This is a genomic window from Microcoleus sp. AR_TQ3_B6 (assembly GCF_036702785.1).
GTDB lineage: Bacteria > Cyanobacteriota > Cyanobacteriia > Cyanobacteriales > Microcoleaceae > Microcoleus.
The window spans coordinates 64,299-80,652 of sequence record NZ_JAUBVJ010000032.1; the positions used below are offsets into that span (position 1 = coordinate 64,299).

A 16,354-nucleotide genomic window follows, 5' to 3' on the forward strand; every position below is an offset into this window, starting at 1 on the left:
GGCGTTGCCGCTATCGGTTGCTCCTCGGGAATCGGCGGGGGCGTTGCCGCTATCGGTTGCTCCTCGGGAATCGGCGGGGGCGTTGCCGCTATCGGTTGCTCCTCGGGAATCGGCGGTGGCGTTGCTGCTACCGGTTGCTCCTCTGGGGGAGTTGGCTCTGGTGGCGGTTCTGGTTTTAACGTCTCAGGCGGGGGAGATACCTTTTCTTCAATAGCCAGCTCTGGCTTGGTTTCCTCTACTTTAGGCTCATCAAGCATCACAACTTCAATAGAATCCTGTGAAAATTCAGCAGGTTTGACCAAGTTGAGGCTCAACGGCAGCGCGACACCGTGCAGGAAGGTTGAGCCTAACAGACTGAGCACCAGAACTTTTTTGAGAGCTTCTTCTTGTTGTTGTCTTTGCGTCGCCGAAATATTTGAAAAACTCATGCCTTATCAATCTCCTTTATGGATGGGTTGGCAACATCCTCGCTGGCTCCCCCACATCACCCGAAACAAGCTACCAACTGCGGGTTGAGCTTGCTATCAAAGATGAACCTACCCATCCTATAAGAAGACTGTCACCCTGTTCAAGACTCTTGCAATTAATTTTCATTTATTTAATTTTGATAGAGTGAGTAGGCGCCACCCATCAGCATTTCCTTTGGGTGGGCTTACGTTGCTCCCATGGGCGCTGTCAATGTTTGGATTCTGGCAGCGCAAGCTTCCAAAATGCGTTAAATGCAATACTCTAGCCCGCAATTTACCAACAAATTTTAACATTCTCAAGCTTTTTAGAGAATTTTTAAATAATTTATTATTATAATTTAATTATTTTTAATAAGTATTTTATATCAAATTTTGTGGGTGAGAGCTTGACAAGGACTGAAATTTGTGGAAACCTAGTTGAGAATCTTTTAAAGTATCAAAGATTATTTTCAAGTCCTAACGCAAATATTGAGCAAGCAAGCACTGGGACAAAAATCGGTCTGGATCGCAGTAGAAGCATTTTGGGTAAAGACGAAAATAGTCACATACAGGTAGTGCGTTTGTGCGATCGCGATCGCCCTTGAGTGAAACAATTCTCCGTCAGAATCACTTGTGTCGGCTTGACGCAGAAACTCTACCAGCCTTCGATCGGGCTAATTGCACCATTAGGCAGCTTGCCATCACTCAACACAGGTAACGAGAATACAAACTAATGGATAATTTCATTTACATTTTTCGCGCTGGGGGCATTGTTTCTTGGCCGTTGCTTGCCTCGTCAATCGCAGCAGTCGCACTAATTTTAGAGCGTCTTGTCTTTTGGTTTAAAGTGAATCGGCGACAGCGGCGGGTCGTCCGGGAAGTGCTAAAACTTTACAGTCAAAACCCGGATTCCGCCATCAAAAAGTTACAAGTAAACGCTGATTTGCCCTTAGCCCGAATTTTTTTGGAAGCATTAGAATTAGACTCGCCCAACATCGAAGAATTTTGTTTGGTTTTAGAGAGTGCAGCTCAGGCAGAAATCCCCGTTTTGAAGCGATTCAATACAATATTTGACACCATTATCACCCTCTCCCCGCTATTTGGGTTGCTCGGAACAGTTTTGGGCTTAATTACCACCTTTGACTCCCTCAAACTGGGAGATGCTGCAGGCACCAATGCCGCGGGCGTTACCGGGGGGATTAGCGAAGCCCTAGTTTCTACGGCAATGGGGTTAGTGGTGGCAATCTTTACACTCTTATTTGCCAATATGTTTCGCGGGTTTTACTTACAGCAGATTGCTTTTATTCAGGAAGCCGGAGGCCAGCTAGAGCTATTGTACCGTCACCACTACGAACAACTACCAAGAGAATCTAATTATGCGCCTACCCGATGAACCTGAGAGTATTGCCCAGATCAACATCGTGCCACTGATTGATGTAACCTTCGCCATATTGACGTTTTTCATTGTTTCCTCTTTGTCTTTATCCAAATCCGAGGGTCTGCCCGTAAATTTACCGAAAGCATCAACGTCTCAAGTTCAGGACTCCCCTGCTAAAATTACCGTCACGCTCGATGCTCAGGGAAAATTCATGGTTGATAAAAAGTTAGTCAACTTAGACCAAATCGAGAGTACGGTGCGACAAGTGATGGGTTCAAGTCAGAGCGCCTTAATTGTGCTGAATGCGGATAAAAGCGTCAATCACGGAAATGTTGTCGAAGTTATGGATCGGTTACGCCGAATTAAGGGAGCTAAGTTAGGGATTGCTACCATAAAGTAGAGAGCTAATTTGACACTCCGGGCGCCTGAAGGCGCGAGGATTCTTGAGAAATTTCTGACTCAATATCCCTGTTTCCAGGGTTCCCAAACTCATCACGTTTGCTCGCCCGGCGTGATGATATCTTTTGGGCGTTTAGGTGCAAGCACTCCCGTTTCGCGGAGCCCCCGCGTACCAATTTCTTGCGCTCGATCTCTAATCGTTTTTGCTGCACCGATATCGGCGTGTTCGTGGTAGCCACATTTAGCACAGATGAACTTTTCGCCATCTCTGTTTGACTTGTCTATATTGCCACAATTCCGGCATTCTTGGCTAGAGTGCTTGGGATTAATTTTGATTGCGATTTTTCCTTGCTTTACAGCCAGACACTCAATCTTCAAAATTAATTCACCCCAACCTGCGTCAGAGATAGAACGGTTTAAACCTTTCTTCTTTGCTGGCCCATTTTTCAGAAATCTACCTGTTTTCTCATCAATTTTTACTCGGCAGCGGCGCATCATTCCTGATATATTCAAATCCTCCAAAGCTATGCCGTCAATCTTGCGATATACAATTTTATGGGCGACTTTCCAGTGGTGAGCTTGGCGTTTATCGCTAATCTTTTGGTGAAAAAGCCCCACTTTCTGAGCTGCTTTTTTGCGGTTCTTGCTACCTTTAGCTTTTCGATTGACTCGTCTGGGCCTGATTCTCAGGGTGCGTTTAGCTTTCTTCGTAGTTGAGAACTTGGGATTTTCGATTTGAGATCCATCTGACAGATGGACTAATTTAGTAATTCCCATGTCGCATCCAACTACTTTGACGACATCCTTGAGAGGTTTTGTAGTGTAATCGGGAACAGATTTTTCCTCCGCGATCGATACGTACCAGCCATTTTGCCGTTTTCTCACGGTACAGGCTTTAATGGTAAAACCGATGGGAATCGGACGTGAGTTGTGAAAACGCATCCAGCCCAACTTAGGTAAATAAATTTTGTTACCTTGTATTTTCACCCCCATCACAAAAGTGAAGGATGTAAAGTTGCTGCGGTTCTTGAACTTGGGAAAACGCCGACCTTCAAAAAAGTTTTTGTAAGCAGTGTCTAACCGTTTGACATTTTGCTGTAGAACCGTTGAGTCTATTCCGGCAAACCAAGGTCTAGCCGCTTTTAACTCTGGCAATGCGGTAATTTGAATGTCGCCTGGGTTGCGTCGAGGGTTTTTGATTTTGCCGTCTTTATCTATTTTTCCGACCTTCCACGGCGAGCCAGTTGCACCGTTTCTACTAACGCAACTGGTTAAGGGGCAAGCTTCACTTTTTGTCCTAATTTCGCAATAGTTTCCTTGTATGAACTGTTGGCTGTATTGAGTAATTCTGTCATTCAGACACCAGTTGTAGTGACTCCGCAACATATCTACCCAATTGGACGTTTTTAAGTCTTGCGTTTGATTTTGGCGCAACTTGTACACATAGTTGGTTAACAAGTCTGACTCTTCTTTTTTGAGCTATTCTTAATGTACAATGGAATTACTTGTTTAACTACATTTGTTACATATTTTTATTAGAATAGCTCAATGGTTTATACTTTTGCCCACAAAAAGCCGTCCTAGAAGGACGGGGTTTTAAACCCCTTTTTTTTGATAATTGCGTCCAATTGTGGGCTTAAAGCGGTCAGATCGTAGAAGTATCCTAGGAATGTTGGATAGAGTAGCTGAAAGTATTGATGTAGGTTTACTTATTTTGAACGGGCAGGGTAAAGTGAAAACAACTGCCTCGATCGGGTACGGAGTCTACCCAAATTTGACCGTAGTGGGCGCGGATGATGCCTTGACACAGAGACAGCCCAATGCCGTAACCGTCTTTTGATTTATCTCGCTGCAAGCGAAAGCTGTCTTCAAAAATGCTCGCGCAATCTTCTTCAGGAATTCCCGGGCCGCTGTTGCAAATGCTGACTTGAACTTTGTAAGCGGTGCGGTGGAGAATTGAAAGATTAACAGTTCCTCGGTCTGGCGTGTACTTGCTGGCGTTGTCAAGCAGGTTGACTATGACTTGTTTGATGCGATCGGGATCGGCATAAACCAAGGGTAAATCTGCGGGAATGTCTGTTTCTAAGTTCAGACTTTTCGCCTGAAATTTGTCTTGAAACTGCTGGATTACATCTTGACAAATCGCCCCCAGTTCGATTTTTTTTGGTTCAATGTGGAGTTGAGCGTTTGTACCCCGGGCTGCTTGCAGGATATCTGTAATCATACGATCGACAATCCGGATTTGGCGGCGCGCTTGTTTCATCAAATGAGCCGCCAGAGTCGGTGTCAAGCGCGACTTTTCCCCCTCTTTCACCTTCTGATTTGACTCCAAAGTCTCCAAAGCCAAAGATGCGGCCGTCAAAGGATTGCGCAGGTCGTGAGCTAGCATTGCAATAATCCGGTCTTTCAACTGCAACTGCTCTTGCAGGTGTTCTTTTTCCTGTTTGAGGCGAAAAACTTCATCAGAAAGCTGCACGAGTTCGACGGCGCAAGCAACGGAATAGATTGGTTTTGGGTCAGTCAGGGTTTCAGCAAGAGCTGGGGCAGACTGCTGCGGATCTGCGTATTCTTCTACAGAACGCTTCCAGCGGGGCCACCAGTGTTCGAGTTGGGCGATCAAATTGCTGCCGGCGAGAGTTTGTCGCGGCTCGGGATGAATTTTGAGCAGCGAGGGAGTGGCTACAAGTTTAAAGTGTTCGGCTAAATCGGGCTGTTCTCCTACGTCGATGACTTGAAGCTCAAAGTCGCACTCTGCCTTCAAATCCTTTAGGGACTTGCGGATGTGTCTGGTCTGTTCCCGGGAAGAGGGACGCTTGTCTACAAACAGCAAAAGCTGTAAAAGCGGTGCGGAATTGCCCGGCTGTTCGGGAGAACAGTCGGTATCGCTGGTGCCGGGTGTTGGATGGACGCTGTTGAGCTTTTCGATCGGGTGAAAATAATTGAGCATTGCCGAGCCGAGTTATTTCACTTCTACTTTAATTTAATACTTACTTTAGATTTATGCTATTGTCCGATAATTTCATTACGGCGGGCCGATGATATTTTTGAGATGGAAGAAAAATGAGTCGCTGCGGGTGGTGGTTCAAGTGGCGGCCGCCTTTTTTGTGCTGTGCCTGTTGCTGACGCTGCACCGCTACTACAGCTTTTACGCTACTTACGACCAAGGCATTTTCAATCAACTTTTTTGGAACGGCACTCGGGGTCACTTGTTTGAGAGTTCCCTCTCTTCGGCTTTGTCCACTAATGTGGTTCACCAAAACCAGCTCCCGTCCGTATCTTACTACCGGTTGGGGCAGCATTTCACCCCAGCGCTGATGCTGTGGCTGCCAATTTACTCGCTGTTTCCCTCGCCCGTCACTTTGACTGTGTTGCAGGTGACTTTAATTACGGCGGCTGGAGGAGTGCTCTGGGTTCTCGCCAGACACTATCTCGAACCCAGGCTGTCGGCGACAATTGTGGTGAGCTATTACTGCGCTAACGCGGTCATCGGTCCGACTTTGGGCAATTTTCACGATATTTGTCAAATCCCGCTGTATGTCTTTGGCTTGCTGCTGGCGATGGAGAAGCGCTGGTGGCCGCTGTTTGGGATTCTGGCAACTTTAATTTTGGCCGTGCGAGAAGATGGGGGAGTTGTGTTATTTGGCGTCGGAGTTTACCTGATTTTGAGCCGGCGCTACCCTCGGACTGGTTTAGCTGTCTGCATACTCAGTTTTGGTTATATGATCGTCCTCACCAATCTGATTATGCCTAGGTTTTCTGCTGATATATCCCAGCGGTTTATGATGGAGCGCTTCGGTCAATATGCCGATGGAGATGAAGCTTCGACTCTTGAAATTATTTGGGGAATGGTTAGCAATCCCGGGCGGTTGGTGGCTGCATTATTTACTCCGTTTTTTGGTAAGATTAGATACCTGCTTGGCCAGTGGTTGCCATTAGCTTTGGTTCCAGCTTTCGCGCCTGCGTCTTGGATGATAGCTGGATTTCCGCTGCTAAAGCTATTTTTAGCGAAAGGACAGTCGGTGCTGGCGATTAATATCCGCTATGCGATGACTGTGGTTCCAGGGCTTTTTTATGGGGCGATTCTGTGGTGGGCCGAGCGTCAAAAGGAAGAAGATAGAATGGTGAGAGAGGAAAGAATGTTTTTGCGTTTTCCTTCTGCTTTATTTCCTCTGCCTTCGTCTTCAAAGTTTCGCCGATTTTGGGCGTTTTGTATCTGCTTGTCGCTATTTTTTACCTTCACTTCTAACCCAAATCGGACTTTTTCTTGGATTTTGCCTGATGCGATCGACCCTTGGGTGCAGGTTCCTCTGGTCAGACAGTGGCAGCACGTTTTGCAAGTGCGGCCACTGTTGGCTCAAATTCCTGCTGATGCTAGCGTGGCAGCGACGAATACTATTGTGCCGATTTTGTCAAGCCGTCGGGAAATTCTCAGGTTTCCGATGTTTGAACTGCGCAATGATGCAGGGAAGCCAGTGAAGATGAAATATGTAATTGCCGATATGTGGCAGTTGCTGCAGTATCAGGCTGCGTTTCGCGCGGAACGGGGACAGTTGCAGGAGATCGTACCGGCGATCGATCGAATGTCCAAATCAGGAGAGTACGGAATTGTTGGCTTTGAAGACGGTGCGATTTTGATGCGTCAGGGTGCTGTTTCTAACTCTGCATCGGCTGCTGCTTGGACCGATTTTCGCCGCGAATTGGAGCCGATTTTGAAGAAAGGGTAAGTGGCTAGACGCGAGAACCCTTGCTTCCGACCGTGGCAAAAATCTTGAGGAAACCTGTTTGTTTCAGGCAATGGCGATCGAGAAAAATCATGCAAAAACCGGGTTTTTGCATGATTTTGGGTCCTGGTTGCTGCCAAAAGTCAGGCTTTGGGCATAAACTTGCGATCGACTAACATTCAAGGCTGGTTATTTTACAATAAATTTGTTAATCCTAAACATTAAGATATATAAAATCTTTGGAGGGGAGAAAGATGAAAATTTTGGTATTGGCATGGGAGTTTCCTCCCAGAATCGTAGGCGGTATCGCCCGCCACGTAGCGGAACTGTATCCAGAATTAGTGAAGCTAGGCCACTCGATTCACTTAATTACAGTAGAGTTCGGCCACGCGCCGATGTATGAAGTGGTAGAAGGAATACAGGTGCATCGGGTGGTGGTGGGACACGCCAGGGACTTTTTTCACTGGGTGGGGAACCTCAATCAAAGCATGGGCAAACAAGGCGGCAAACTGATGCTGGAGGAAGGCCCCTTTGATATCATCCACGCTCACGATTGGTTGGTGGGAGATGCGGCGATCGCCCTCAAGCATACCTTTAAAGTACCGCTAATTGCCACCATCCACGCCACCGAATACGGGCGCTTCAACGGCATCCACAATGAGGGGCAGCGCTACATTAACGCCAAGGAAAACGACCTCGCTTACAACGCTTGGCGGGTTATTGTTTGCAGCGATTATATGCGGCGGGAAGCCGAACGGGTACTATCGACTCCCTGGAACAAAATAGAGGTAATTTACAACGGAATTAGACCGGATAAAAAGCCGCGCCGCCACGAATTTGATGCCATGAACTTCCGCCGCCAGTTTGCGGCAGACGACGAAAAAATAGTCTATTATGTAGGAAGAATTAGCTACGAAAAAGGTATTTCTGTATTTCTGAATGCGGCACCTAAAGTAATTTGGGAAATGGGCGGTAAAGCGAAAATTGTAATTGTTGGCGGCGGCAATACAGACCATCTAAAACATTTAGCTTGGCATTTAGGAATTTGGGAGAAGTGTTATTTTACAGGCTTCATGTTTGAGGAACATCTCGACAAATTTCAGACGGTTGCTGACTGCGCCGTTTTCCCCAGTCTTTACGAACCTTTTGGGATTGTAGCGTTAGAAAGCTTTGCGGCAAGGGTGCCGGTGGTGGTTTCGGATGCGGGCGGCTTGCCAGAGGTGGTGCTGCACACTAAAACTGGCGTTGTTACTGAGGCAAACAATCGGGATTCTTTGGCCTGGGGAATTTTGGAGGTGCTGAAAAATCCGGGTTACGCGCGGTGGTTGGTTGACAATGCTTATGAGGATTTGGAACGCCGGTTTAGTTGGCCGAAGTTGGCGATGGAAACCGAATGGGTTTATCACCGGGTGGTGGAGGAAAGGGCTGAGGTTGATTGGTAAAACTGACAGGTTGAAGATAACTCTCGGCGGTTTCAACCGCTACTTATCAAACGAACTCCCTCTCTAAAAGGCTAAGATATAAAGGGGTATTTAAACCGGATTCTGCAATCTAAAGGCAGGAACTAAAACTGCCGAAATCTACCTTACTTTGAGTGCATTCAGACAATTTAAAGGGAATTGGCATCTTGAATATTTTTAGGGACATCGAACCCCAACCCAGACGCAGCTTGCTGACTTTATTCACCGCAGGGCTGCTATTCTGGTCGAGTATGGCTTCGCTGCTGCCAACTTTGTCGCTGTACGTTCAATCTGTGGGCGGCACAAAACAGCAAATTGGCTTTGTGATGGGTGCATTTGCGATCGGACTTTTGCTATCGAGGCCGCAGTTGGGTAAAATAGCTGACAGCAGGGGGCGAAAACAAGTTTTGCTTGTAGGCACCTCAGTCGCTGCGATTGCCCCTCTGGGCTACCTCTTAGCTCAATCTATCCCCTTACTGTTACTTATTCGCGCTTTTCACGGCATTAGTATCGCTGCTTTTACCACAGCTTACAGCGCTTTGGTAACAGATTTGTCGCCTCCAGGAAAGCGAGGGGAATTAATTGGTTACATGAGTTTGGTGAGTCCTATTGGTCTAGCATTTGGCCCGGCTATTGGCGGATTTGTGCAAGCTGGGGTTGGTTATACTCCTTTGTTTGCGATGTCGGCAACTTTCGCTGCAACGGCTGTATTTTTTACCTCCAAAATTGCGGAACCAAATTTTGCCGATTTAACAAAATCTGACTCGCTATCTGAGGCCAAAAATAACCCAAAATACTGGCAAATGCTCTGGAATCCCCGGGTGCGGATTCCGGCTTTAGTGTTATTGGTGGTTGGTTTGCTATTCGGAACTTTGAGCACTTTTATGCCTTTGTTTATCCAAGAAACCAAGGCTAATTTGAATCCGGGTTTATTTTATTCTACGGCGGCTATCGCCAGTTTTGGTCTGCGAGTGGTCACGGGACGGGCTTCGGACAAATACGGTCGCGGCTTGTTTATTTCTGGGGGCTTAATCTGTTATGTCCTGTCTATGTTATTGTTGTATTTCGCTAACAACAGCGGTGCTTTTTTAATCTCAGCTTTGTTTGAAGGTTGCGCCGGCGGTACGGTTATGCCGATGATGGTAACGCTGATGTCGGACAGGTGCGAACCTCATGAAAGGGGCCGCTTGTTTTCGATTTGTATTGGCGGATTTGATTTGGGAATTGCGATTGCTGGGCCAACTTTAGGCTTTGTTGCTGAACAAGTGGGCTACAGGAATATGTTTGGTTTGGCGGCTGGACTCGCTGGCTTGGCTTTGCTGATTTTTATTACTCAGTCTAGCAAGGGCTTGTCTAATTCGATGAAATTTGCGATCGGTCGAGGCAAAGATGTTTATGCTTTGAATAGGTGATCTAAATTCCGGTAACACCAAAATGACTGATGACTGTTGACTGTTCCCTGTTGACTGATGACTGATGACTGTTGACTCATGACTAATGACTAATGACTGATGACTGATGACTGATGACTGATGACTAATATCATGTCCGGTCAATTACCCTTAATCAGGTAGGGGCGCGTTCACCAACAATATTTGCCAACAATCTCCAATCTCAAAAACCCGCCCGGCCGGGATATTATGGTCAATCGATACACAACCTTGCCATCAGCGATCAAGTAGAGTTTGCTTTCATAAAAGACATTTGTACCCAAATTGCACCGATACTGGTACGATTTGGGTACAAATTTGGATTTTTAGAAATCACGGAAGTTGTAAGTCAATGGGCTTGGAGGGATTCGAACCCCCGACCTCATGGTTCGTAGCCATGCACTCTATCCAACTAAGCTACAAGCCCCTGTTGAGTTGCGATTTAATCTAAAATTGATTAAGTTCTTTTCTCACAGAATCTAACATTAACACCATTACCAAAATAATGCAAGACCTTTCGCCAACTTTTTCTAAATTGCCCGATGCAGCACAGCTAACTCACCTCAACAACAGCGGTGAAGCCCAAATGGTGGACGTTTCGGCGAAGGTGGCAACAGCGCGACAAGCTGTGGCCGCTGGGAGGGTGCGGATGTTACCGGAGACTTTTGCGGCGATTGAAGCGGGGAATGCGCCGAAAGGAGATGTGTTGGGCACTGCAAGGCTGGCTGGAATTATGGCGGCGAAACAGACGGCGCATTTGATTCCTCTGTGTCACCCTCTACCGCTGAGTAGTGTGGAGGTGCAGGTGATAGCGGATGCTGATTTGCCGGGGTATCAAATTCGGGCGACGGTGAAAATTAAGGCGGAAACTGGGGTGGAAATGGAGGCGCTGACGGCGGTTTCGGTGGCGGCGCTGACTTTGTATGATATGGCGAAAGGATTGTCCAAGTCGATCGCCATTGAGTCGATTCGCCTGGTAAGCAAAAGTGGCGGCAAATCAGGCGACTATGAAAATTTAGAGGCATAAGTTTCCTGCCGAAAGAGGGATGCAGAATTCAAAAAGCTGCACTTAAGCTTAAAATAAGCCCAGAACTACTAATATCAAGTGAAAAAATATGCCTCCTCGTTGGCCCCGCAAACCCGATCGCAACGATCCAGAGTACCGCCGCTTAGATGACCGGATGAATTTTGCCATCCACGTCGGTCTTTTTTCTGCTACCAATTCTGGTTTGTGGTTTGTTCACAATTTGCAAAAGGCTGATTGGCCTTGGGCTATTTCGGTAACGGGTGGATGGGCTCTAGTAGTTTTGGCCCACGCGGTTTACCATTTTGCGATCGCCGATTATTCGCCCCTCACCAAAGATTCTGGCTGAAGGCAGTGGTGGGCGATTTGTTAAGTCTTTTGATTGATAACAAATAACTTTCGGCTTTTTTGATATGGCTAATACTACACAGGCGATCGAATCCTTAGCCGCTGAAATCGGCGAAAATGTCTACATTGACATTGCCAAATGGCATTTGTATCTGAGAGATGCTCACCTGCATACCGTTGTTGCCCAACAACTTTACCGGATGCTGGAAGATCGCGATTTAGATGCTGACAGAGTTGCACAAGTTTTGCAAGGAATTCCAGTCAAGTTGGGCGGCGGCAAGCGGGAAGTGCCGCTGGCAGATTTGATTCCGATGCAGTGTCAAGTTCAGTTGATGGATGTGCTTGAAGAATTTCAGCGGAAGATGTGATATCAATTGTTGATTTGGATTTAAGTGCGAGATCCTTTTTTGGTCTTTTTTGATCGAAGGGGATCTCGCACTTTTCTTGATTTCCTTTTCTTGATTTCCTAAATCAACAGGAAATTAGCCGATGTAATCGCATTGGCAGTCACTCCTATCATCACACCTAACTCCTCACCTGTCAAGATATTCTTGATGATAGTTCCCTGAGAATTTTGAGTTATTTCTAACTGACCAAAGCTCAAACCCGAGCTTAATCCTATCAAATCTTGACCCAGGGTAAAATCTGCAATCCGGTCAAATCCTTGACCTGAATTTAAGACAAAGATATCATTACCGCTACCGCCAGTTAAAATATCATTGCCCAATTCTGGGTAAAGAATATCATCACCTTCACCACCAGTGAGACTATCGTTATTTTCGCCTCCGTACAGAGTATCATTTCCTTCACACCCTCCCAGGGTATCTGCTTGTCCGTTACCACTAATTAAATCATTACCTTCACCGCCGCAGATAGTATCCGAACCCTGGTTTCCAAACAGGTAGTCCTCACCTTGACCACCAAGCATAATGTCGTCACCCTTGCCTCCTTTTAAGGTGTCATTATCCCGGTCACCATCGATGAAGTCATTATTTTCCTCACCCAGAATCAGGTCATTACCTTCGCCACCATTTAGGGAGTCATTACCTTTACCTCCCCAGATTAAATCCTCACCCAAGTCGCCCAGAATAATGTCATTATTTTCATCTCCCGAGAGCAGGTCATCACCGTTACCACCGCTGATAGAATCCTTGCCTTTGTTGCCGTTGAGGATGTCGCTACTGGCTCCACCAGATAAATTGTCATCCCCCGCTCTACCATCGAATATGTTGCCGCTGTTGCTGCCTAGGAATTCATCGTTTTTGGCAGTGCCTACTTGAATTGTCGAGCCACCGAGTATGGTGTTTTCAACCGGATTCGGTTGGTTTAAGTTGGGATAGTCAATGTCATCGCAGATGCACTCGGACTCGGTAATTGTCACCTCACCTGTTGTCGTATTTCCCAGAACAATACCGCTAGAAGGATTCGAGATTGTGAATGTACCTGTTTCAGTTCCTTCTACTATTCCATCATCATTGATATTCAGGGTAAATGAACCTGTGGTTTCACCGTCACCAATGGTAATGCTAGTAGGAATGAACCCTATGAAGTCGTCAGCCGTGGCTGTTCCTGAAAGATTAACATCAACGGTTTGAACTCCGACAACTGCTTGGGATGCTGTGGCGGTGACGGTGAGAGTTGGACTTCCTTTTTCTGTAATTGTAACTGGGGAAACAGAGAGGTTGACTGTGGGGAAGTCGTCGTTGTCGGTAATTGTCACATCACCTGTTGTCGCAGTTCCCAGAACAATACCGCTAGAAGGATTCGAGATTGTGAATGTACCTGTTTCAGTTCCTTCTACTAAGTCATCATCATTGATATTAACGGTAAATGAACCTGTGGTTTCACCCTCAGGAATGGTTATGCTAGCAGGAATTTCTCCTGTAAAGTCGTCAGCCGTGGCTGTTCCTGAAAGATTAACATCAACGGTTTGAGCTCCGACAACTGCGCTGGATGCTGTGGCGGTGACGGTGAGAGTGGGACTTCCTGTCTCTGTAATTGTGACTGGGGAAACTGAGAGGTTGACTGTGGGGAAGTCGTCGTTGTCGGTAATTGTCAGTGTCGCAGTTGTATTCTCAACAACTGGATCGAGAAAGTAGTTCCAATTGTTGGTATCGGCAGTGACGTTAACTTTGATTGTTTCGCCTGGGTTGATGATAGCATCATCGACGGGGACGGCATTGAGGACGGCGGTGGTTGCACCGGCGGCAATGGTGAAAGTGTTGGCAGTCACAGCCGTGATATTCGTACCCGGAGTTAAGGAGTAGTGGCTGGGGTTGGTGGCGGTACTGCCGGTGGTGTTGAAGTTGACGACTAAACCGCCTGCTGGGGCGGGAGTATCGAGGGTAATAGTAAATGTGCCATTAGTGGGGCCTGTTTCGGTGGGGGTAGTGCCGGCGGCGATGCTGACTTTGGGGGTGTTGTTGAGGAGGATGGAGGTGGTGTCGCTAGATTGGTTCGCCACAGCTACATCTGGTTTCCCGTCCCTGTTGAAGTCGCCGATGCTGACTGAAGTGGGCAAAGTCCCCGTGGGGAAGTCTACTTTGGGGGCGAAGGTGGGGGTGGTGGCGCCTGTGGGGGTGGTGTTGATGAGGATGGAGGTGGTGTAGCTCAGAAAGTTCGCCACAGCTACATCTGGTTTGCCGTCGCCGTTGAAGTCGCCGATGCTGACTGAACTGGGGTTATTCCCAGTGTTTAAGTCTACTTTGGGGGCGAAGGTGGGGGTGGTGGCGCCTGTGGGGGTGGTGTTGATGAGGATGGAGGTGGTGTTGCTAGAAAAGTTCGCCACAGCTACATCTGGTGAACCGTCGCCGTTGAAGTCGCCGATGCTGACTGAAAGGGGGAAATTCCCAGTGTTTAAGTCTACTTTGGGGGCGAAGGTGGGGGTGGTGGCGCCTGTGGGGGTGGTGTTGAGGAGGATGGAGGTGCTGTAGCTCCTAAGGTTCGCCGTTGCTACATCTGGTTTCCCGTCGCCGTTGAAGTCGCCGATGCTGACTGAAAAGGGCCTAGCCCCAGTGTTTAAGTCTACTTTGGGGGCGAAGGTGGGGGTGGTGGCGCCTGTGGGGGTGGTGTTGATGAGGATGGAAGTGGTGTTGCTGCCGTCGTTCCCCACAGCTACATCTGGTGAACCGTCCAAGTTGAAGTCGTCGATGCTGACTGAAGTGGGGCGACTCCCAGTGGGGAAGTCTACTGTGGGGGCTAAACCCAGGATGCCGCTGTAGGTTTTGAGGGCGGTTTCTGTGAATGGGAGTTTGGGTTGTGTGGGGGATGGGGGGATGGATGAAGTGAGTTTCCATGTTCCTCCTCGTGCTGCGTTGCCCGTGGGGTTGGGGTTGGCGACGATGAATGCCCCGGTGAGTTGGTGCAGTTGAGTCAGGAATTGATTGCCGCATGGTGGGGTAGCGGCGGCTTTATTTGAGTTGTCGATTATTCTCAAATCTGTCGGCGAACCGGCCCCTAAACTCTCGGCGACGTTGCACCCGTACAGTAGGATGGATGCCTCTGCTGTTAGGCTTTCTCGCCACTGTTTTATCTCAAAAGTGTACTGGGGGAGGGTTTCAATATTTAATCCTGTATTCCCTAACTGCAGATGACCAGGGGCGCCGTGACTGATGATGTGGATGGCTGAGTATTTTTTGTCTTTGAGGGTTTGGGTGATTTGTGCGATGGCATCCCGGTTTGGGTCGAGGATGGCGGTTTCGATGCCTTTTTTGATGCCCGAGATTAGGGTTTGACTGTCTGGGATGTCGGAGGCGATGAAAGCGAGCTCTCTAATTGTATTTAGCATTGGTAGATGATTGTTATATCTGAAACAATTGTCACCTTAGCAATGTTATTTGGGTACGATCGCAATTTGTATTGAAAATATATGATTTCTGATTCAATCCACGATAGTGGCGCGGCAGAAAGTAGGAATAATTGTTAAATTTTTGCGAGAACTTTTAAAGTTGGTAGAAGTACGAGATCCCTTTGGAAGCGCAGGGGAGTTCGTACTTTTCATTTTTCTCTAAATCAACAGGAAATTAGCCGATGTAATCGCATTGGCACTCACTCCTATCATCAGACCTAACTTTTCTCCTGTCAAGATATTCTTGATAATAGTTCCCTGAGTATTTTGAGTTATTTCTAACTGACCAAAGCTCAAACCCGAGCTTAATCCTATCAAATCTTGACCCAGGGTAAAATCTGCAATCCTGTCAAATCCTTGACCTGAATTTAAGACAAAGATATCATTACCGCTACCGCCAGTTAAAATATCATTTCCCAATTCTGGGTAAAGAACATCATCACCTTCACCGCCAGTGAGACTATCGTTGGATTCGCCTCCGTACAGAGTATCATTTCCTTCACACCCTCCCAGGATATCTGCTTGTTCGTTACCGCTGATTAAATCATTACCTTCACCGCCGCAGATAGTATCCGAGCCCTGGTTTCCAAACAGGTAGTCCTCACCTTGACCACCAAGCATTATGTCGTCACCCTTGCCTCCTTTTAAGGTGTCATTATCCATGCCACCATCGATGAAGTCATTATTGTCCTCACCCAGAATCAGGTCATTACCTTCGCCACCACTTAGGGAGTCATTGCCTTTGCCACCCCAGATTAAATCCTCACCCAAGTCGCCCAGAATAATGTCATTATTTTCATCTCCCGACAGGAGGTCATCACCGTTATCACCCGTGATAAAATCATTGCCTTTGTTGCCGTTGAGGATGTCGCTACTGGCTCCACCATATAAATTGTCATCCCCCGCTCTACCATCGAATATATTGCCGCTGTTACTGCCTAGGAATTCATCGTTTTTGGCAGTGCCTATTTGAATTGTCGAGCCACCGATTATGGTGTTTTCAACTGGATTCGGTTGGTTTAAGTTGGGATAGTCAATGTCATCGCAGATGCACTCGGACTCGGTAATTGTCACTTCACCTGTTGTCGCAGTTCCCAGAACAATACCGCTAGAAGGATTCGAGATTGTGAATATACCTGTTTCAGTTCCTTCTACTATTCCATCATCATTGATATTCAGGGTAAATGAACCTGTGGTTTCACCGTCAGCAATGGTAATGCTAGTAGGAATGAACCCTATGAAGTCGTCATCCGTAGCTGTTCCTGAAAGATTAACATCAACGGTTTGAACTCCGACAACTG

At 47.2% G+C, this 16,354-nt stretch carries 12 protein-coding genes, 1 tRNA gene and 1 pseudogene; 8 read left to right on the plus strand and 6 right to left on the minus strand.

The features are described 5' to 3' along the window. Positions 1-428 (minus strand): hypothetical protein (locus QUB56_RS16975; protein WP_332956662.1); only part of this gene is annotated, 428 nt, incomplete at its 3' end. Between the two features lie 751 nt (positions 429-1,179). On the opposite strand from QUB56_RS16975, the gene QUB56_RS16980 reads away from it, so the two are divergent. Together QUB56_RS16980 and QUB56_RS16985 are read left to right on the plus strand one after the other, a co-directional pair. Beyond that, positions 1,180-1,839: a MotA/TolQ/ExbB proton channel family protein gene (locus QUB56_RS16980; RefSeq protein WP_332956664.1), complete on the plus strand. Its 660-nt coding sequence runs from the start codon at positions 1,180-1,182 to the stop codon at positions 1,837-1,839. After that, on the plus strand, positions 1,823-2,224 hold the full coding sequence (locus QUB56_RS16985; RefSeq protein ID WP_332956665.1) for a biopolymer transporter ExbD: 402 nt from the start codon (positions 1,823-1,825) through the stop codon (positions 2,222-2,224). Before QUB56_RS16980 ends, QUB56_RS16985 begins: the two co-directional genes overlap by 17 nt. Before the next feature lie 92 nt (positions 2,225-2,316). Here the strand turns inward: QUB56_RS16985 and QUB56_RS16990 are convergent, their stop codons facing one another. Together QUB56_RS16990 and QUB56_RS16995 are read right to left on the minus strand one after the other, a co-directional pair. Next, positions 2,317-3,681 carry a transposase gene (locus QUB56_RS16990; protein ID WP_332956667.1) on the minus strand — a complete coding sequence of 455 codons (1,365 nt, stop codon included), beginning with the start codon at positions 3,679-3,681 and terminating at the stop codon, positions 2,317-2,319. A 247-nt stretch (positions 3,682-3,928) separates the two neighbouring features. Further along, positions 3,929-5,170 (minus strand): histidine kinase, encoded by a 1,242-nt coding sequence (locus QUB56_RS16995; protein ID WP_332956669.1) that lies wholly within the window; start codon positions 5,168-5,170, stop codon positions 3,929-3,931. An 88-nt stretch (positions 5,171-5,258) separates the two neighbouring features. Between QUB56_RS16995 and QUB56_RS17000 the strand changes: the two genes are divergently transcribed. The 3 genes from QUB56_RS17000 (at position 5,259) to QUB56_RS17010 (ending at position 9,816) form a co-directional block, all read left to right on the plus strand. Continuing rightward, positions 5,259-6,947, plus strand: a complete 1,689-nt coding sequence (locus QUB56_RS17000; protein ID WP_332956671.1) for a DUF2079 domain-containing protein — start codon at positions 5,259-5,261, stop codon at positions 6,945-6,947. A gap of 251 nt (positions 6,948-7,198) precedes the next feature. Beyond that, positions 7,199-8,386, plus strand: a complete 1,188-nt coding sequence (locus QUB56_RS17005; protein WP_332956673.1) for a glycosyltransferase family 4 protein — start codon at positions 7,199-7,201, stop codon at positions 8,384-8,386. 185 nt (positions 8,387-8,571) lie between these two features. Continuing rightward, positions 8,572-9,816 (plus strand): MFS transporter, encoded by a 1,245-nt coding sequence (locus QUB56_RS17010; RefSeq protein ID WP_332956674.1) that lies wholly within the window; start codon positions 8,572-8,574, stop codon positions 9,814-9,816. A 371-nt stretch (positions 9,817-10,187) separates the two neighbouring features. On the opposite strand, the gene QUB56_RS17015 is transcribed toward QUB56_RS17010, so the two are convergent. Next, positions 10,188-10,261, minus strand: a tRNA-Arg gene (locus QUB56_RS17015). Positions 10,262-10,339: 78 nt separating this feature from the next. Between QUB56_RS17015 and moaC the strand changes: the two genes are divergently transcribed. The 3 genes from moaC to QUB56_RS17030 all read left to right on the plus strand — a co-directional run bounded on the left by moaC (position 10,340) and on the right by QUB56_RS17030 (position 11,574). Continuing rightward, entirely contained in the window at positions 10,340-10,861 is a 522-nt protein-coding gene (gene moaC / locus QUB56_RS17020) for a cyclic pyranopterin monophosphate synthase MoaC (protein WP_332956676.1), read from the plus strand. Positions 10,862-10,949: 88 nt separating this feature from the next. Continuing rightward, complete coding sequence (locus tag QUB56_RS17025) at positions 10,950-11,207, plus strand: 2TM domain-containing protein (RefSeq protein WP_332956678.1); 258 nt, start codon at positions 10,950-10,952, stop codon at positions 11,205-11,207. 64 nt (positions 11,208-11,271) lie between these two features. After that, positions 11,272-11,574 carry a DUF3181 family protein gene (locus QUB56_RS17030; protein ID WP_332956680.1) on the plus strand — a complete coding sequence of 101 codons (303 nt, stop codon included), beginning with the start codon at positions 11,272-11,274 and terminating at the stop codon, positions 11,572-11,574. 98 nt (positions 11,575-11,672) lie between these two features. On the opposite strand, the gene QUB56_RS17035 is transcribed toward QUB56_RS17030, so the two are convergent. Then, positions 11,673-14,993, minus strand: a complete 3,321-nt coding sequence (locus tag QUB56_RS17035; RefSeq protein WP_332956682.1) for a DUF4347 domain-containing protein — start codon at positions 14,991-14,993, stop codon at positions 11,673-11,675. Between the two features lie 219 nt (positions 14,994-15,212). Next, positions 15,213-16,354 (minus strand): annotated as a pseudogene (locus QUB56_RS17040) (hypothetical protein); the annotation flags it as partial.